Genomic DNA, 18,173 nt, shown 5'->3' on the forward strand with positions numbered 1-18,173 from the left:
CTGCTGCAGAGTGCTGGACAGCCGCTCCACTCTGGCCGATGATTCGCGCCGCAGCCTCTCTCTACAAAACGCGAGTACAAAACGATGAGCAAGCCATCCAAGCATGGCCCCAACAAGGCCAAATCCATTGTCGCCCAGCCACTGTTCCGCAGCCGTCAGGAACGCCCGGCCAAGGGCAAAGGCAGCTACCGCCGCGAAGCCTTCCAGTCTAAAAGCTGGGAGGCTTCTTACTTTCTGGCCGCCTGAAGCCCTGAACCCCGTCGGCATGATAAGGTCTGCACCTGATAGTTATTCTCTCTGGACCTGTGCATGCCCTTTTGTCTTTCCCGTCGTTGGCACATGCGCCAACTGATCGCTGCCTCCAGCCTCGTTCTGCTCGTCGCCTGCGCGGAACAACCTACCGCCGCCGACGCCCAGCCGCTGCCCACCCTCCAGGCAGCCCCCCTCGCCACACCCGCTACTGTCGCACCACTGACCGCCGACAATCTGGACATCCAACCCGCACAGACCTTCGATGAATGGCTGAACGCATTCCGTACCGAAGCCCTGAACGTCGGCATTCGCGCCGACATCTTCGACCGAGCCTTCGCCGGTGTCACCCCGGACATGAGCGTCATCAAGGCTGACCGCAGCCAGCCGGAGTTCACCCGCCCGGTCTGGGAATACCTGGATGGAGCCCTGTCTCCGGTCAGGGTACGCAAGGGCCAGGCCCTGCTGCTCCAGTACAGCGACATCCTGCAGCGGATCGAACAGCGCTATGGCGTGGATCGCCAGGCATTGGTGGCGGTCTGGGGCATGGAGAGCAATTTCGGCGACTTCCAGGGCAACAAGTCGGTGATCCGCTCCCTGGCCACCCTGGCTTATGAAGGACGCCGTCCGGCCTTCGCCAACAGCCAGTTGATTGCCGCCTTGCAGATCATCCAGCACGGCGACATCCAGCCAGAGAAGATGCTCGGCTCGTGGGCCGGCGCCATGGGCCAGACCCAGTTCATTCCCACCACCTACAACACCCACGCCGTGGACTTCGACGGCGACGGTCGCCGGGATATCTGGAACAGCCCGGCCGACGCTCTGGCCTCCACAGCCCATTACCTGCAGAGCTCAGGCTGGCAAAAAGGCCAGCCCTGGGGCGTTGAGGTCCAGCTCAAGAGCGGTTTCGACTACGCCCTGGCCGACGCCTCCACCCGCAAGACCGTGGCCGAGTGGCTGAGCCTGGGCATGACAACGAGCAACGGCAAGGCCCTGCCATATGGCTCCGAGCAATTGTCCGCTTCGTTGCTGTTGCCTGCGGGTTACCGAGGGCCGGCGTTCCTGATTCTGGATAACTTCCGGGCAGTGCTGAAATACAACAACTCATCGTCCTACGCCCTGGCAGTCAATCTGCTGTCCGAGCGGTTTGGCGGCGCTGGTCAGATCAACGGCAGTTGGCCCAAGGACGATCTTCCCCTGAGCCGCTCCGAACGCATCGAATTGCAGACCCTGCTCAGCACCCACCAATATGACGCCGGCAACCCCGACGGCATCATTGGTGCCAATACCCGCAAGGCCATTCGCAGTGCCCAGCAGGCACTGGGCTGGCCCGCAGATGGCTACCCAACCCACAAGCTGCTGGAAAGCCTGCGCAGCCGCTAGACACGCGTGTGCGAAGGAGCTGGCTCCTTCGCCAGCGCCTTACCTGAACACCACGTCCTGAGCCAGGGTCAACTCCCTGGCCCCTGCATCCAGCTTGACCAGCGCCCCCACCGGCAAGGTCAGGTTCGGATCGCAGTGACCGCTGCGCCATCCCGCCAGCACCGGAATCTGCAAGGGCTCGAAGACCTGCTTGAGCAACGCGCACAACGCGGTGAAATCCACACCGGCCACATCCCCGACCAGGACCCCGCGCACCCCCTCCAGCTTGCCGGCCAGACGCAAGTGATTGAGCAGGCGGTCGATGCGGTACAGCGGCTCGTTGACGTCTTCGATAAACAGAATGACGCCGCCGGTATTGATTTCGTAAGGCGTACCCAAGGTACTGGCAATCAGTGACAGGTTGCCGCCCACCAGCGGCCCTTGGGCGATACCCGGCTCCACCGTGGTCAAGGGAAAGGCTACCGGATGGGGCAGCAGGCTGCCGCTCTTGACCTGCCCTCTGAGCATATTGAAAAAAGACGCCTCGGTTGGCGCCTGCTTGTCGCCCAGCAGGTCGGCATTGAGCATCGGCCCGTGAAAGCTGACAAAGCCCGCATAACGATTGATCGCCAGGTGCAAGGCGGTGATGTCGCTGTAGCCGACAAATGGCTTGGGATGGCGTCGCAGCAACTCAAAGTCGATCTTGTCCAGCAGGCGCGGACTGCCATAGCCCCCGCGCAGACACACAATGGCGTCGATTTCGCTATCGGCAAAAGCCCCGTGCAAGTCATCGAGACGGACCTGATCACTGCCTGCCAGGTAACCATCCTGTTGACCTACGCCAGGGAAGATCCGCAGCGTATAGCCCCTGGAACGCATCCATTGGCAGGCTTTTTCGGTATCCAGAGCTGCAGGACCGGCGGGGGCGATAAGGCCAATGACACCTTCCGCCGCCAATGCCGGCACCGGCAGATGAGCGTGAAGAGCAGCAGTGGGTTGGATGGGCATGCAGATTCTCCCTGTGTGAATTCACCCCAGCACAGTAGCCATGAATGCCACCAAACAGAAGAGGGGAAATCACCCACGGAGAATACAAGGGAGGCGCAGCGCAGAAGGCGTACCAAACAGCGGCAAAGCTGCCCGCAAGGCCAGGGCCTTGCGGGCGGGCTACATCAGGAAACCAGGCCTTCTTTGGCCAGCTTCGCTTGTTCGTCGGCGTGATACGAGGAACGTACCAGCGGGCCGGAAGCGACGTTCTTGAAGCCCATCTTATAACCTTCCTCGGCGAACCAGGCGAAAGTGTCCGGGTGCACGAAGCGTTGAACCGGCAGGTGGTTGCGCGACGGTTGCAGGTACTGGCCGAGGGTCAGCATATCGATGTCGTGCTCACGCATGCGCTTCATGACTTCGATGACTTCGTCGTCGGTTTCGCCCAGACCCAGCATCAGGCCGGACTTGGTCGGTACATGGGGTACCAGTTGCTTGAACTTCTGCAGCAGGGTCAGCGACCACTGGTAGTCCGAGCCCGGACGCGCTGCCTTGTACAGGCGCGGCACGGTTTCCAGGTTGTGGTTGAACACATCCGGCGGCGTGGCGGCGGTAATTTCCAGGGCGACGTCCATGCGACCGCGGTAGTCGGGAACCAGGGTTTCCAACTGAACGTTCGGCGACAGTTTGCGAATCTCGCGAATGCAGTCGGCAAAGTGCTGGGCACCACCGTCACGCAGGTCATCACGGTCCACCGAGGTGATCACCACGTACTTCAGGCGCAGGTCGGCGATGGCCACCGCCAGGTTCATCGGCTCATCGACATCCAGAGGCTTCGGACGGCCATGGCCAACGTCACAGAACGGGCAGCGACGGGTGCAGATGTCACCCATGATCATGAAGGTCGCGGTACCGCCGGAGAAACATTCGCCCAGGTTCGGGCAGGACGCCTCTTCGCAGACGCTGTGCAGCTTGTGCTTGCGCAGCAGCTGCTTGATCCGGTCGACTTCCGGCGAGACTGGAATGCGTACACGAATCCAGTCCGGCTTCTTCGGCAACTCGGTGGTCGGAATGATCTTCACCGGAATGCGCGCGACCTTTTCCGCACCGCGCAATTTGACGCCGGTTTCAACTTTCGGACGGGCCGCCCGCTCGGAAACATCCAGCGTCGGGATCAGGGTTTCAACAGCGTCTTGCGCAGTAGTCATATCAGTCGATTCCGCCCGTTAGGGTCGTCTGCTCAGCATAGTCGAGGTGTTTGACGAGCTGCGCACGCAGCCGGGCACTTACCTCGGCAAATTCAATCGGCCCTGCATGGTCGCTCAGTTGGGTCATCGCCAACCCGGCATAACCACAGGGGTTAATCCGTCGAAACGGCTGCAAATCCATGTCCACGTTCAAGGCCAGACCGTGAAAGGAGCATCCGTGCCGGATCCGCAGGCCCAGCGAGGCAATTTTCGCCCCGTCGACGTAGACCCCCGGTGCATCGGGCTTGGCCGCCGCCGGCACGCCATAGCTGGCCAGCAACTCCACCAGGCATTGCTCCATGCGACTGACCAGATCACGCACACCGAATCCCAGCCTGCGCACATCCAGCAGCAAGTAGGCCACCAACTGGCCCGGACCGTGATAAGTCACCTGTCCGCCGCGATCGGCCTGCACCACCGGAATATCTCCCGGCAGCAACAGATGCTCGGCCTTGCCCGCCTGGCCCTGGGTAAACACCGGAGGATGCTGCACCAGCCAGACTTCGTCTGCCGCGCTGGTGCCGCGTTCATTGGTAAAGCGCTGCATGGCCTGCCAGACCGGTTCGTAGGCCATCAGGCCAAGCTCACGAAAGCCCAGCGTTTGCGGCATCACAGCACCATGTGGACGACACCGGTAGCACGCAGGGCACTATTGATATCACGCAGTTGGTCTTCGCCGGTGGCGGTGATGTGCAGTTGTACCGTGGTGTACTTGCCGTTGCTGCTTTGACGCTCGGCCAGGGACTTGATGTCCAGCTTGGCGTACTTGGCAAGGATCTCGATAACGGTGTCCTTGAAGCCGACAACCGTGTCACCGATCACCTTGATCGGGTAGTCATCGACGGGAAATTCAATCTTGTGCGACTTAACGTCAGTGTCTGTCATGGCAGTAACGGCCTCGTAAGCCGTGGCGACGGACATGACCCCCACTCCACTTCGGAGCGAGGGCCACGCAGGTCGACAATATCAGTTGAACAAACCGTAGAAGAATAGGCGGATGCTATCCCACATGCGGCGGAAGATACCACCTTCGTCGACCGCTTCCAGAGCGATCAGGTCGGCGCTGTGCACCACCTTATCGTCCAGCTTCACTTCGACTTTACCAATCACGTCGCCCTTGGCGATCGGCGCAACCAGATGCGGGTTCATGGTCATGCTGGCAGCGAGCTTTTTCAGCTGGCCTTTAGGCATGGTCATGGTCAGATCTTCGGCCAGACCGGCCTTGACCTGATGAGTGGTGCCTTTCCAGACCTGGGCCTGGGCCAGCTCGGTGCCCTTCTGGTAGAAGGTCTGGGTTTCGAAGAAGCGGAAGCCATAGGTCAGCAGCTTCTGGGTTTCGGCGGCGCGCGCCTGCTCGCTGTTGGTGCCGAACACCACGGCGATCAGACGCATGCCATCACGCACGGCCGAAGACACCATGCAGTAGCCGGCCTCGTCAGTGTGGCCGGTTTTCAGACCGTCGACGGTCTTGTCGCGCCACAGCAACAGGTTACGGTTGGGCTGCTTGATACCGTTCCAGAAGAACTCTTTCTGCGAGTAGATGGCGTAGTGGGCCGGGTCTTCGTGGATGATCGCCCGCGCCAGCAGCGCCATGTCGTGAGCCGACGAATAGTGCTCGGGATTCGGCAGACCGGTAGGGTTCATGAAGTGGCTGTTGCTCATGCCCAGGTCGGCCGCCGTCTTGTTCATCATGTCGGCGAACGCGTCCTCGCTGCCGGCAATGTGCTCGGAAACCGCGACACTGGCATCGTTACCCGACTGGATGATGATCCCGTGCAGCAGGTCGCTGACGGTGACCTGCGATCCCACCTTGATGAACATCCGCGAACCGCCGGTACGCCAGGCGTTTTCGCTGACGGTCACCGGGTCGTTCTCACCGATCTGACCGCGACGGATCTCCAGGGTCGCGATGTAGGCAGTCATCAGCTTGGTCAGGCTGGCTGGCGGCAGGCGCTGGTCACCATTGTTCTCCACCAGCACGTTACCGCTGCTGGCGTCCATGAGCACATAGGATTTGGCGGCCAGTTGCGGTGGCGACGGCATCGCTTCGACCGCCCAGGCGGCGGGCGTGATGATCAGCGGGACAAGCAGGCACAGGCGTTTGGCAAAGGTGGTGATGTTCATCCGTCTCTCGAAGTTGCTAATGGAAACTTGCCCCGGAGGGCAAAACTATTTCAGACAGCCTTCTGACGAGCTGTCGCGTATGCAGTTGTTCACTCACTGACCCTTGCCGGGCTTTTGTTGTTCGACGAGCCAACAACCAGGGTCCGCCCCCCAATACCGCGAGCGGACCTTCAATCTTCAATGTTCCTACTCGGCGGTGACCACACTGGGCTGACCCAGGTTAGCCAAGCGCACGCTGTTCTGCGCTTGCTGGGCCTCACCCGGCGTGCCGAATGGCCCCAGGCGAACCCGGTGCAGCGTCTGCTGGTTGCGCACGATCGAGCTGATGAACACCGGAGCGCTCACCATGCTGCTCAATTTCGACCTCAACAGCTCGGCAGCATCGGGGTTAGCGAAGGCGCCCACCTGCAAATACTGGCCTGAGGCGGCTGCAGGAGTGTTTTTCACTTGTACCGGAACCACTGCGGCCGCGTGTTGCTGAGGCGGCGGGGTCCATTGCTCGACAGTACCGGCGGAAGCCGTGACCACCGGCGCGCTATTTTGCGCCACTTGCGGCTCGTTGAGCATCAACGGCGCCGGACGGCCACGTTGAGCCCACCATTGCTGCGGATCGATGCCCTCGACCTTGACCCGGGCGGTGCCGGTTTCGGCATAGCCGAGTTTCTTCGCCGCCGCGTAGGACAGGTCGATGATCCGGTCGGAATAGAACGGACCGCGGTCGTTGACCCGCAGGATCACGCTGCGGTTGTTGTCCAGGTTGGTGACCCTGACGTAACTGGGCAATGGCAGGGTCTTGTGTGCGGCACTCATGCCATACAGGTCATAGACCTCGCCATTGGCAGTGTTCTGACCATGGAACTTGGTCCCGTACCAGGACGCCGTGCCGGAAGCCACGTAGTTCTTCGACTCCTGGATCGGGAAGTAGGTCTTGCCCAGTACCGTATACGGATTGGCCTTGTACGGGCCGGTATGCAGGGTCGGAGTCGCATCGGGGATCCGCGAAACGTCGACATCCCACCAGGGCGCGCCATCCTTGTGGGCACGGTTGACGTCCAGCCCAGGCATGGAACGCACGGCATTCGAGGATTTCTGCTGCGGCGAGCGGCTCGTCGAGCAACTGACCACCAGCAAGGACAACGTGGCAAAAGCCAGCAGCTTCAGGGGTTTGCGGATTGGCATTGCCAGCATTACTTGACGCCCCGTGCTTGGACCAGCTGTTCAGACAACTGATGTACGGCCATGGCATACATCACGCTGCGGTTATAGCGAGTGATCGCGTAAAAATTCTTCAGGCCCATCCAATATTCCGGGCCATTGTCACCTTCCAGGCGGAAAGCGGTGACCGGCATATCATCGCGCAGCGCATCATGACTCGACCAGCCCAGGGCTCGCAACTCCCCCACCGTCTTGGTCGGTTCGATGCCCGTGGTCAGGCCCTCGTCCACGCGATCGCCACGCACATCGGCGCGGCTGACCACCGGCTCGCCGGCGACCCAGCCATGGCGCTTGAAGTAACTGGCCACACTGCCAATGGCATCGTCCGGGTTGGTCCAGATATTGATGTGCCCATCTCCGTCAAAATCCACCGCATAGGCGCGGAAACTGCTGGGCATGAACTGCGGCAGCCCCATGGCCCCGGCGTAGGACCCCTTGAGGCTCAGCGGATCGAGCTGCTCTTCGCGGGCCAGCAGCAGGAACTCGCGCAGTTCCTTGCGGAAGAACTCGGCCCGCGGCGGATAATCGAAACCCAGGGTCGATAAGGCATCGATTACACGGTAATTCCCGGTATTGCGGCCAAAAAACGTTTCAACGCCAATGATCGACACTATGACCTGGGCCGGCACGCCGTATTCCTGCTCGGCGCGGGCCAGGACCGCCTCATGCTGACGCCAGAAATCCACCCCGCGGGCAATGCGCGCGTCGGTGATGAACATCGGCCGGTATTCCTTCCACTGCTTGACCCGCTCGGCAGGCCGCGAAATGGCGTCAAGAATCGACTGCTTGCGCTCGGCCTCGCGGAACACGCCCATCAGCTGTTCCCCGGCAAAGCCATAGTCCCGAGTCATTTCGCCGACGAATTCGGCCACTTGCGGCGAACCTTCGTAATCACCGGCGAACGCGGTTTGCGCTGCACCCAGGATGCTTACCAGACCGACCCACGGCGCTTGCCGAGCGGCCCAGCCACGCATTGCTTGCATTGAATTCTTCACCTTAATCAAACCTGCGCGATCCACTTGCGATGGGTATGGATCGACATCAAAACCCCAAACGCTGACAGTAGTGTCACCAGCGAAGTTCCTCCGTAGCTAATGAACGGCAACGGCACTCCCACCACCGGCAACAAGCCACTGACCATACCGATGTTGACGAAAACGTAAACAAAAAACGTCATGGTCAGGCTGCCTGCGAGCAACTTGCCGAACAGCGTCTGCGCCTGGGCGGTGATCACCAGCCCGCGCCCGATCAACAGCAGATAGATCAAGAGCAGCGCACAGATGCCCACCAGGCCGAACTCCTCGCCCATGACCGCAATGATGAAGTCGGTGTGGCTCTCAGGCAAAAAGTCCAGGTGCGATTGGGTGCCCAGCAACCAGCCCTTGCCGAAAACCCCACCGGAACCGATCGCCGCCTTGGACTGGATGATGTTCCAGCCAGTGCCCAGGGGATCGCTTTCAGGGTCGAGGAAAGTCAGGATCCGCTGCTTCTGGTAGTCATGCATGATGAAGAACCACATGGCGATCGCCACTGGCACCGCGGCCGCCAGCACGCTGAGGATCCAGCGCCAGCGCAGGCCGCCCATGAACAGTACGAAAGTGCCACCGGCCAGGATCAGCAAGGCCGTCCCCAGGTCCGGCTGGCGCACGATCAGGATGAACGGAATGCCGATCAGGATCAGGCTGATCCCCACATGCTTGAGATGCGGCGGCAGCGTGCGCTTGGACAGGTACCAGGCGATGGTCGCCGGCATGATAATCTTCATGAACTCCGACGGCTGGAAGCGGATCACCCCGGGAATGTTGATCCAGCGGGTCGCCCCCATGGCGTTGTGGCCCATGACGTCCACCACCACCAGCAACACCACGCCGAACACATAAGCCAGGGGCACCCAGCGCGCCATGAAACGCGGCTCGAACTGGGCGATGACAATCATCGATACCAGGCCGATGCCAAAGGACGTGGCCTGCTTGGCCAACAGGTCCCAGCTCTTGCCGCTGGCCGAATACAACACGAACAGGCTGCCGGCGGCCAGCGTCAGCAGCAGCACCAGCAAGGGGCCATCGATATGCAGGCGCTGCAGCAGCGTCGCGCGGCGACGCATCACATCCTCGCTGGAGAGGATGCGGTCAAAATTACTCTTCACGGGCCGTAGCCTCCGCGCTGATAGGGCTGGCGAACTCAGGCTTGAGCTGGCCGTCCTGGCCGAGAAGCCAGGCATCCATCACCTGACGCACCACCGGAGCGGCAACACCGGACCCCGACTCACCGTTCTCGACCATGACCGAGACCACGATTTTCGGGTTTTCCGCCGGGGCGAAACCGACAAACAGGGCGTGGTCGCGGTGCCGCTCCTGAACCTTGGAGCGGTCGTACTTCTCACCCTGCTTGATGGCCACCACCTGGGCCGTACCACTCTTGCCGGCAATGCGATACGGCGATCCGATTGCCGCCTTGCGCGCCGTGCCCCGGGCACCGTGCATCACTTGCTGCATGCCGTGATTGACCTTCAGCCAATCCGAGGGATCACGCAGGACGATGTCCGGCATCGGGTTGTGATCCACCGGCTTCTCGCCTTCGATGGTCTTGGCCAGGTGCGGCCGGTTCCACTTGCCCTTGCTGGCGACCAGCGCAGTGGCCTGGGCCAACTGCAACGGCGTGGACTGCATGTAGCCCTGGCCGATCCCGAGAATCAGGGTTTCCCCCGGGAACCAAGCCTGGCGCCGGGTGGCACGCTTCCATTCACGGGTCGGCATCAGCCCCGGGGACTCCTCGAACATATCCAGGGAGACCTTCTGGCCAATCCCGAACTTGCTCAGGTAGGCCGAGAGCCGATCGATGCCCAGCTTGTGGGCCAGGTCGTAGAAATAGGTGTCATTGGACCGCATGATCGCGGTATCCAGGTCGACATAACCGTCACCGGTACGGTTCCAGTTACGGTACTTGTGATCGTAGTTGGGCAACTGGTAGTAACCCGGGTCGTAGACGCGGGACGCCGCCGTGACCACCCCGGCATCCAGCCCGGCAATGGCTACCGCGGGCTTGATGGTCGAGCCCGGTGGATACAGGCCGCGCAGCACCCGGTTGAACAGTGGCCGGTCGATCGAATCACGCAACTCGGCATAGGCCTTGAAGCTGATGCCGGTCACGAACAGATTGGGATCGAAGCTCGGCTGGCTGACCATCGCCAGCACTTCACCGGTGTTCGGATCCAGCGCGACCACCGCACCACGGCGCCCGCCGAGGGCCAGTTCCGCAGCCTCCTGCAGCTTGATGTCCAGACTCAGGACAATGTCCTTGCCGGGAATCGGATCGGTGCGTTTGAGCACCCGCAGCACCCGCCCACGAGCGTTGGTTTCCACCTCTTCGTAGCCGACCTGGCCGTGCAGTTCCGGCTCGTAGAAACGCTCGATGCCGGTCTTGCCGATGTGGTGGGTGCCGCTGTAGTTCACCGGGTCCAGGGACTTCAGCTCTTTCTCGTTGATCCGCCCCATGTAGCCCACGGAATGCGCAAAGTGCGCGCCCTGAGGGTAATGCCGGACCAGCTGGGCCACCACTTCCACCCCGGGCAAACGGAACTGATTCACCGCGATTCGGGCGATCTGCTCTTCGGTCAGCTCGAACAGGATCGGCACCGGCTCGAAGGGACGCCGCCCCTGCTTCATGCGCTTTTCGAACAGCACCCGATCTTCCGGAGTCAGCTCCAGCACCTCGACGATCACATCGAGGACCTTCTGCCAGTCACCGGAACGCTCCCGGGTCATGCTCAGACTGAAGCTGGGCCGGTTGTCAGCCACCACCACGCCGTTGCGGTCGAAAATCAGCCCGCGAGTCGGAGGAATCGGCTGCACATGCACCCGATTGTTCTCCGAAAGCGTGGAGTGATAGTCGTACTGGATCACCTGCAGGTAATACAGCCGGGCAATCAGCACGCCAATCAGGCAGATCACCATAATGGCGCCGAACACGACCCGGCCACGCACCAGACGGGCGTCTTTTTCGTGGTCCTTGATACGGATCGGCTGGGACATTAGGGGCGCGGGCTACTTGTGGTAAGGGTGCCCGGACAGCACGGTCCAGGCGCGATACAGCTGTTCACCGATGAGAATCCGCACCAGCGGGTGCGGCAGGGTCAGCGGCGACAGCGACCAGCGCTGATCGGCCCGCGCACAAACCTCCGGCGCCAGCCCTTCCGGGCCGCCGACCATGAAATTCACCGTGCGCGAATCGAGGCGCCAGCGATCCAGTTCCACCGCCAGTTGCTCGGTGCTCCAGGGCTTGCCATGCACCTCAAGGGTAACGATGCGCTCGTTATGCCCGACCTTGGCCAGCATGGCCTCGCCTTCCTGACGGATAAAGCGAGCCACGTCGGCGTTCTTGCCCCGGGTATTGAGCGGAATTTCCACCAGTTCCAGCGCCAGCTCGGAGGGCAGACGCTTGGCATATTCGTGCCAACCCTCTTCCACCCACTTGGGCATGCGTGAACCGACAGCGATCAGACGCAGGCGCACAGCCGTCCCTTATTGCTGGTCTTTGTTGAGCTTGGTGAAGTGCTCGTGGCCATGCTCCGGGCTGTGGTGCTTGCCATCGGCAGCGCGGCTCTGCTCGGCGCCCTGCCACAGGCGTTCCAGGTCGTAGAACTGGCGGGCCGAGGCGGTCATCATGTGCACGATCACGTCGTCCAGGTCCAGCAGCACCCAGTCACTGTCGCCCTTGCCTTCCTCACCCAGTGGACGCACGCCCTGGGCCTTGACCATTTCGCGGACCTTTTCCAGCATCGCGCCGATCTGGCGGTTGGAAGTACCGGTGGCGATGATCATGTAGTCGGTGATGCTCTGCTTGTCGCGAACATCGATCACCAGGACGTCCTGGGCCTTGACGTCTTCCAGCGCGGCGACAGCCACCTTGACCAGATCTTCGCCTTTCATTACTTGGTTAGTCATATAAAACTCGTTCAGCTCGTATGTTTGGAGCGCCGCTCAGCACAGGCCGGCAGCGTTCCTTCAGTTCGGCGCACGGTAAAGTCCGTGAGCATCGATATAGGCCAGGACCGCGTCAGGCACCAGGAAACGTACCGACTTACCGCTGGCCAGCAGTTGACGGATCTGGGTGGCGGACACCGCAAGCGGCGTCTGCCAGACGAATGCAATGTGCCCCCCCGGCCCTTGCAGGGCCAGTGGGTCGCTCACCGAGCGCGCCGCCAGCAGGTTGCGCAAGGCATCCGGCGGTTCGCTGTCGGCATCCGGGCGTTGCAGCACCAGGATGTGGCAATGCTGGAGAAGTTCTTCCCAGCGATGCCAGGTGGGCAGGCCGCAAAACGCGTCCCAGCCCAGCAACAGAAACAACTGGTCATCCGCGGCCAACTCGGCCCGCATCTGTTCCAGGGTGTCGATGGTGTAGGACGGTTTGTCCCGCTTCAGCTCACGGTCGTCCACCACCAGGGGGGAAACGCCCGCCACCGCACATTCGACCATCGCCAGACGATCGAGCGCCGACACCTGCGGTGTATCCCGATGCGGCGGCCTGGCACTGGGGGCCAGGCGCAGCTCATCGAGTTGCAGGGATTCCGCCACCTCCAGTGCGCCACGCAAGTGGCCGATATGCACTGGATCGAAGGTGCCGCCCAGCAGACCGATACGTTTGCCCATCAAGTGCGCACGTGACCGTCGCCGAAAACTACGTATTTCTCGCTGGTCAGGCCTTCCAGGCCCACCGGGCCGCGGGCATGCAGCTTGTCGGTGGAGATGCCGATCTCCGCGCCCAGGCCGTACTCGAAGCCGTCGGCAAAACGCGTCGAGGCGTTGACCATGACCGAACTGGAATCCACTTCGTTGAGGAAGCGCCGGGCATCACTGAAGTTTTCGGTGACGATCGAGTCGGTATGGTGCGAGCCATAGGTATTGATGTGCTCGATGGCCTGCTCCAGGTTGTCCAGCACCCGGATCGAGAGGATCGGCGCGGTGTACTCGGTGCGCCAGTCTTCTTCGGTCGCTTGCAGCACGTCGGCCCCCAGGATCGCGCGGGTTTGCTCGCAGCCGCGCAGTTCGACGCCCTTGTCGCGATAGATCGCGGCCAGCGGCGGCAATACACGCTCGGCAATGGCGGCGTGAACCAGCAGGGTTTCCATGGTGTTGCACGGGGCGTAGCGCTGGGTCTTGGCGTTGTCGGCAATGCGAATCGCCTTGTCCAGGTCCGCCGCCACATCGATATACACGTGGCAGACGCCGTCCAGGTGCTTGATCACCGGCACCTTGGCGTCACGGCTGACCCGCTCGATCAGGCTCTTGCCACCACGGGGCACGATCACGTCGACGAATTCGGGCATGGTGATCAGCGCCCCCACCGCGGCGCGGTCGGTGGTTTCCACCACCTGCACCACGTGGGGCGGCAGGTCGGCCGCCGCCAGGCCCTGCTGAATGCAGGTGGCGATGGCACGGTTGGAATGGATTGCCTCGGAACCGCCACGCAGGATGGTGGCGTTACCGGACTTCAGGCACAGGCTGGCGGCATCGATGGTCACGTTCGGACGCGATTCGTAGATGATGCCGATCACCCCCAGGGGCACGCGCATCTTGCCCATCTGAATGCCCGAAGGCAGGTAGCGCATGTCGCGGATTTCACCGATGGGGTCAGGCAGCTTGGCCACCTGACGCAGGCCTTCGATCATCTCGTCGATACGCGCGGGCGTCAGCGCCAGACGATCCAGCAGAGCCGGCTCCAGACCATTGGCCCGGCCGTTGGCCAGGTCCTGCTCGTTGGCTGCGGTCAGCTCCGGTCGCGCGGCGTCCAAGGCATCGGCAGCCGCCAGCAGCGCACGATTCTTCTGCGCGGTGGTGGCACGGGCGATCACCCGGGAAGCTTGGCGGGCAGCGCGACCCAAACGGGTCATGTAGTCAAGAACGGACTCAGTCATGGTCTGGTGTGGTCTTGGCAAAGAGGAAAGCGGCTGATTATAGCTGTCGCGCCCGTTCACGGACAGCGGTCACGGGCGGATGGTCGAAATGGAGTGTAAATACTCGTGCTTCAGCCTGAATTAAGCCTGGAGTTGTTACCATTGCGTCACTTTTTTCGCCATAACCCTCGCCGCCATGCCCATTCCAACCACCGCGCAGCCGCCCAAAGCCTTGCCTGACGGCTTTTTCGACCGTGATGCACAGTTGCTCGCCCGTGAACTGCTGGGCAAAGTCATCCGCCACAAGGTCGGCGAACTCTGGTTGTCCGCGCGCATTATCGAAACCGAAGCCTATTACTGCGAGGAAAAAGGCAGTCACGCCTCCCTCGGCTACACAGAAAAACGTAAGGCTTTGTTTCTAGATGGCGGCCACATCTATATGTACTACGCCCGTGGCGGCGACTCGCTGAACTTCAGCGCCCAGGGCCCCGGCAACGCGGTGCTGATCAAATCCGGCTACCCCTGGGTCGACCCGCTCTCCGGCCCTGCCAGCCTGGCGCAGATGCAACTGAACAACCCGGACGCCAACGGTCATCCGCGCCCGGCGCAAAAGCTCTGCGCCGGCCAGACCCTGCTGTGCAAGGCCATGGGCCTCAAAGTCCCGAATTGGGATGCAAAACGTTTCGATCATGAAATCCTGTTCGTCGAGGACGTCGGCAGCACTGTGCCGCACATCATCCAGACCACGCGCCTGGGCATTCCCCATGGCCGTGACGAACACCTGATGTACCGTTTCGTCGATGCCGCCTTCGCCCCCTACTGCACTCGGAACCCGCTGCGACGCGGTCAGGTCGAAGGGCGCGACTACCTGATCCTCGGCTGAAGCAACGGCATCCGCCTCCCCGCCGCCAACCACAATGGAGTTGAATTTATGGGCCCATGGCTCGACAGCGTGACTGCCTGGCTGACCACCCACCCGCAATGGCTGGCCGCCGCCGTGTTCATCGTCGCCTGCGTGGAATGCCTGGCCATTGCCGGCCTGATTGTCCCGGGCACGGTGCTGCTGTTCGCGATTGCCGTGCTGGCCGGCAACGGCGCGCTGTCACTGGGGGAAACCCTGCTGCTGGGCCTGTTCGGCGGCCTGCTTGGGGACCTGGTGTCCTACCTGCTGGGACGCCACTTTCATCAGAGCATCCGCCGCCTGCCGGGCCTGCGGCAGCACCCGGAATGGATCAATGGCGCCGAGAACTACTTCCAGCGCTACGGTATCGCCAGCCTGTTGGTGGGACGCTTCATCGGTCCTCTGCGCCCCATGCTCCCCATGGTGGCAGGCATGTTCGACATGCCCTTCCCGCGCTTCATAGCCGTCAGCCTGCTGGCCGCGGCGGGCTGGTCCGTGGCTTACCTGCTGCCAGGCTGGGCCACCGGTGCGGCGATCCGCCTGCCACTGCCCGAAGGTTTCTGGCCACAAGCCGGTGTCGTCGCCGGCAGCCTGGCACTGCTGATCGGCTTGAGCATCACCAGCAGCCTGCGGCGCCACCGCCGTGCGACCCTGCTGATGTCCGGCACCAGCCTGCTGGTCCTGGCGGGACTGTTCATCGGCTATCCCTATCTCACGGCATTCGACCAGGGGCTGATCGCGCTGGTGCAGGAACACCGGGACCCGGCCCTGGACAAGATCATGGTGATGATCACTCAGGTCGGCGAGTTTCGCGCCATGTTCATCACCAGCGCCGTGCTGACCTTGCTGCTTCTGGCTCTGCGGCAATGGCGCCACGCGGTATTCGCTGGGGCGACCCTGATGTGCACCGCCCTGGCCAATACCGGCAGCAAATGGTTTTTCGCCCGCCTGCGGCCTGAAGTCCTGAGCGATCCGCTCACCAGCTACAGCATGCCCAGCGGCCACGCCTCGGGCTCCTTTGCGCTGTTCCTGACCCTGGCGGTATTGGCCGGACGCGGCCAGCCGCCCAGGATGCGCCTGACCTGGCTACTGCTGGGTTGCCTGCCGGCGGCCTCGATTGCCCTGTCGCGGGTGTACCTGGGGGCTCACTGGCCCAGCGACATCCTCGCCGGTGCGATGCTGGCGACCTGCGTCTGTGCCGCCAGCCTGACCCTGATTCAATGGCAGGCCCCGCTCAGGCCGATGCCGGCCAGGGCCTGGTGGATAGTGCTGCCGGTGATGCTGCTGATGTGCGGCTTCATGGCCACCCGGCACCTGCCCCACGCGCTGTTGCGCTACGCCTATTGACGAATCGGCGCGCCACCTGCCGCGACCGGTGCCGGCTCAGGCGAACAGCTCGCCCTGCAGCTCGTCCAGCAATTGCTGGATGGCATCGAGCCGCTGCTGCGGATCATCCAGTTGCAGCAGGTCGATCTTGTCCTGCTCGGAGAAGGGCAGCAGGTAGGCCAGTTGATTGGCCAGGGACAATTGCCCCTCGGCCTCGCTGCCCATGTCCAGCGCCTCCACCATCGGATGCTCGGCCAAGGCCTTGAGCAGGGCGATCAGGTCGGCGTCCTCCTCCTTCAGCGGCTGCTCGCTGGCCTCTTGCAGCCACTGGACCTGGGCCACGGTCAATTGATCCTTCTGCACTTCACTGCTGAGCACGCGAAAACGCCGGCCACCCTTGACCCTGATGCCCAGCAATCCATTGTCCTGCTGGTGGAAATCGGTGATCAGCGCCTCACAGCCCACCAGGGCATAGCCGGGCGCTGCAGGGCCGACCTCCTCGCCCTCCAGAATGCACACCACCCCGAAACCGCAGCCCTGCTTCATGCAACGGCCGATCATGTCCAGGTAGCGCGCCTCGAAAATCTGCAGATCGAGGATACAGTCGGGAAACAACACGGTATTCAGGGGAAACAGTGCCAGGCTCATACACCCATCCTTAAACCAGCAAAGACACCGCCAACGGCAGCAACACCGCCGTGGCCACGCCCATCAGACTCATCGCCAGCGCCGCAAAGGCGCCGCACTCCTCACTTTCCTGCAACGCCACCGAAGTGCCCACGGCGTGGGCGGTCATGCCCAGCGCCATGCCCCGCGCCTCGGGACCATGCACCCCCAGGCGATCGAGAATGGCCGGGCCGAAGATCGCCCCGATCACCCCGGTGATCAACACGAACACCGCCGCCAATGCCGCCACCCCGCCGATCTGTTCGGCCACCAGCATGGCGATGGGCGAAGTCACCGACTTGGGCGCCATGGTCATGAGGATCATGTGCTCGGCGCCGAACCACCATCCCAGCGCCACCCCCAGACTGGTGGCCAGCAGCCCACCCACCACCAGCGTAGTGAAGATTGGCCAGAACAATTGACGAATGCGCCGCAGGTTGAGGTACAGCGGTACCGCCAGGGCCACTGTGGCCGGGCCCAGCAGAATGCTCAGGATCTCGGTGCTCTTGCGGTACTCGGCGTAACTCAGGCCACAGCCGAGCAACACACCGATCACCAGCAGCATGGAGACCAGCACCGGCTGCAGGAACATCCAGCGAGTCTTCTCGAAAGCCGCGAGCACCAGTTGATAGGCCCCCAGCGTGATGCCGATGCCGAACAGGGGATGATGAATCACGGCTGCCCAGGCCCCTTGCCAATCGAAGGTCATTGGCGGTCCTCCCGGCGAGCCTGGCGCTTGACCAGGCGCTGCATCAGCACGCCGACAAAGGCCATGGAGATGACCAGCGACAACACCAGCGCGCCACTGATGGCCCAGAAGTCCGCGGCGATATCCCGGGCATAGACCATCACCCCCACGGCAGGCGGCACCAGCAGCAGCGGCAGATAACGCAGCAGGCTGCTGGCCGCCTGGCTCAACGGCTCTCCCACTTCACCGCGCAGCACCAGGAACACCAGGAGCAGCAACAGGCCAATGATGGGTCCGGGCAGCACGGGCAACAGCAGATGATTGAGCGCCGTGCCAAGCAATTGGAACAGCACCAGCCATGTCAAACCGCGTAACAACATACCGCCTCTCCAGCCAGATCCCGTCGCGCATTATAAGCACGCAGGCGCTATGAACCGGCATTCGCCAAAAGCATGGATGTTTACCGGGAAGGATCGCCATGATGATCTAAAGTGGATATTTCGGAGCGCAAAGTAC

General features: G+C 62.3%; 20 protein-coding genes. 4 read left to right on the plus strand and 16 right to left on the minus strand.

The genetic code is table 11. From position 1 onward, the window contains the following. Window positions 1-84: 84 nt before the first annotated feature. Together arfA and POS17_RS26675 are read left to right on the plus strand one after the other, a co-directional pair. Complete coding sequence (gene arfA / locus POS17_RS26670) at window positions 85-246, plus strand: alternative ribosome rescue factor ArfA (RefSeq protein WP_015637164.1); 162 nt, start codon at window positions 85-87, stop codon at window positions 244-246. A 63-nt stretch (window positions 247-309) separates the two neighbouring features. Continuing rightward, window positions 310-1,632, plus strand: coding sequence for a lytic murein transglycosylase (locus POS17_RS26675; RefSeq protein ID WP_060841252.1), 1,323 nt, complete (start codon window positions 310-312; stop codon window positions 1,630-1,632). A gap of 39 nt (window positions 1,633-1,671) precedes the next feature. Here the strand turns inward: POS17_RS26675 and POS17_RS26680 are convergent, their stop codons facing one another. The 13 genes from POS17_RS26680 to POS17_RS26740 all read right to left on the minus strand — a co-directional run bounded on the left by POS17_RS26680 (window position 1,672) and on the right by POS17_RS26740 (window position 14,097). Beyond that, window positions 1,672-2,619: a S66 peptidase family protein gene (locus POS17_RS26680; protein WP_060841253.1), complete on the minus strand. Its 948-nt coding sequence runs from the start codon at window positions 2,617-2,619 to the stop codon at window positions 1,672-1,674. A 164-nt stretch (window positions 2,620-2,783) separates the two neighbouring features. Next, window positions 2,784-3,806 (minus strand): lipoyl synthase, encoded by a 1,023-nt coding sequence (lipA, locus tag POS17_RS26685; protein ID WP_016964512.1) that lies wholly within the window; start codon window positions 3,804-3,806, stop codon window positions 2,784-2,786. A gap of 1 nt (window position 3,807) precedes the next feature. After that, window positions 3,808-4,455, minus strand: a complete 648-nt coding sequence (lipB, locus tag POS17_RS26690; RefSeq protein WP_060841254.1) for a lipoyl(octanoyl) transferase LipB — start codon at window positions 4,453-4,455, stop codon at window positions 3,808-3,810. Then, window positions 4,455-4,730, minus strand: coding sequence for a DUF493 domain-containing protein (locus POS17_RS26695; protein WP_011063665.1), 276 nt, complete (start codon window positions 4,728-4,730; stop codon window positions 4,455-4,457). The genes lipB and POS17_RS26695 overlap by 1 nt, the downstream gene beginning before the upstream one ends. A gap of 81 nt (window positions 4,731-4,811) precedes the next feature. Then, on the minus strand, window positions 4,812-5,969 hold the full coding sequence (locus POS17_RS26700; protein WP_060841255.1) for a D-alanyl-D-alanine carboxypeptidase family protein: 1,158 nt from the start codon (window positions 5,967-5,969) through the stop codon (window positions 4,812-4,814). A 186-nt stretch (window positions 5,970-6,155) separates the two neighbouring features. Beyond that, complete coding sequence (locus tag POS17_RS26705; RefSeq protein WP_060841256.1) at window positions 6,156-7,157, minus strand: septal ring lytic transglycosylase RlpA family protein; 1,002 nt, start codon at window positions 7,155-7,157, stop codon at window positions 6,156-6,158. Beyond that, window positions 7,157-8,179 carry a lytic murein transglycosylase B gene (gene mltB, locus POS17_RS26710; RefSeq protein WP_375136277.1) on the minus strand — a complete coding sequence of 341 codons (1,023 nt, stop codon included), beginning with the start codon at window positions 8,177-8,179 and terminating at the stop codon, window positions 7,157-7,159. Before mltB ends, POS17_RS26705 begins: the two co-directional genes overlap by 1 nt. A 5-nt stretch (window positions 8,180-8,184) precedes the next feature. After that, window positions 8,185-9,288 (minus strand): rod shape-determining protein RodA, encoded by a 1,104-nt coding sequence (rodA, locus tag POS17_RS26715; RefSeq protein ID WP_047306242.1) that lies wholly within the window; start codon window positions 9,286-9,288, stop codon window positions 8,185-8,187. Window positions 9,289-9,319: 31 nt separating this feature from the next. Further along, a complete protein-coding gene (gene mrdA, locus POS17_RS26720) occupies window positions 9,320-11,215 on the minus strand; it encodes a penicillin-binding protein 2 (protein ID WP_060841258.1) in 1,896 nt (631 codons plus the stop codon). Between the two features lie 12 nt (window positions 11,216-11,227). Further along, window positions 11,228-11,695: a 23S rRNA (pseudouridine(1915)-N(3))-methyltransferase RlmH gene (rlmH, locus tag POS17_RS26725; protein WP_011063671.1), complete on the minus strand. Its 468-nt coding sequence runs from the start codon at window positions 11,693-11,695 to the stop codon at window positions 11,228-11,230. A 9-nt stretch (window positions 11,696-11,704) separates the two neighbouring features. Beyond that, on the minus strand, window positions 11,705-12,127 hold the full coding sequence (rsfS, locus tag POS17_RS26730) for a ribosome silencing factor (protein ID WP_015637171.1): 423 nt from the start codon (window positions 12,125-12,127) through the stop codon (window positions 11,705-11,707). A gap of 60 nt (window positions 12,128-12,187) precedes the next feature. Next, complete coding sequence (gene nadD / locus POS17_RS26735) at window positions 12,188-12,832, minus strand: nicotinate-nucleotide adenylyltransferase (RefSeq protein ID WP_060841259.1); 645 nt, start codon at window positions 12,830-12,832, stop codon at window positions 12,188-12,190. Continuing rightward, window positions 12,832-14,097, minus strand: coding sequence for a glutamate-5-semialdehyde dehydrogenase (locus POS17_RS26740; RefSeq protein WP_060841260.1), 1,266 nt, complete (start codon window positions 14,095-14,097; stop codon window positions 12,832-12,834). The genes nadD and POS17_RS26740 overlap by 1 nt, the downstream gene beginning before the upstream one ends. A gap of 175 nt (window positions 14,098-14,272) precedes the next feature. Here POS17_RS26740 and POS17_RS26745 point away from each other — a divergent pair, with 175 nt between their 5' ends. Both POS17_RS26745 and POS17_RS26750 read left to right on the plus strand, forming a co-directional pair. Next, the gene (locus POS17_RS26745; protein WP_060841261.1) at window positions 14,273-14,959 is read left to right on the plus strand and encodes a DNA-3-methyladenine glycosylase; all 687 of its coding nucleotides are present in this window, start codon (window positions 14,273-14,275) and stop codon (window positions 14,957-14,959) included. A 48-nt stretch (window positions 14,960-15,007) separates the two neighbouring features. Then, window positions 15,008-16,324, plus strand: coding sequence for a bifunctional DedA family/phosphatase PAP2 family protein (locus POS17_RS26750; protein WP_060841262.1), 1,317 nt, complete (start codon window positions 15,008-15,010; stop codon window positions 16,322-16,324). A gap of 36 nt (window positions 16,325-16,360) precedes the next feature. Here the strand turns inward: POS17_RS26750 and POS17_RS26755 are convergent, their stop codons facing one another. Genes POS17_RS26755 through POS17_RS26765 form a run of 3 tightly spaced genes read right to left on the minus strand, consistent with a single transcriptional unit; the run spans window position 16,361 to window position 18,037 of the window. Next, on the minus strand, window positions 16,361-16,951 hold the full coding sequence (locus tag POS17_RS26755; protein ID WP_060841263.1) for an LON peptidase substrate-binding domain-containing protein: 591 nt from the start codon (window positions 16,949-16,951) through the stop codon (window positions 16,361-16,363). A gap of 10 nt (window positions 16,952-16,961) precedes the next feature. Further along, complete coding sequence (locus POS17_RS26760) at window positions 16,962-17,678, minus strand: LrgB family protein (RefSeq protein ID WP_060841264.1); 717 nt, start codon at window positions 17,676-17,678, stop codon at window positions 16,962-16,964. Then, the gene (locus tag POS17_RS26765; protein ID WP_060841265.1) at window positions 17,675-18,037 is read right to left on the minus strand and encodes a CidA/LrgA family protein; all 363 of its coding nucleotides are present in this window, start codon (window positions 18,035-18,037) and stop codon (window positions 17,675-17,677) included. Before POS17_RS26765 ends, POS17_RS26760 begins: the two co-directional genes overlap by 4 nt. Between the last annotated feature and the right edge of the window lie 136 nt (window positions 18,038-18,173).

The sequence above is a fragment of the Pseudomonas sp. Os17 genome (genome assembly GCF_001547895.1).
GTDB lineage: Bacteria > Pseudomonadota > Gammaproteobacteria > Pseudomonadales > Pseudomonadaceae > Aquipseudomonas.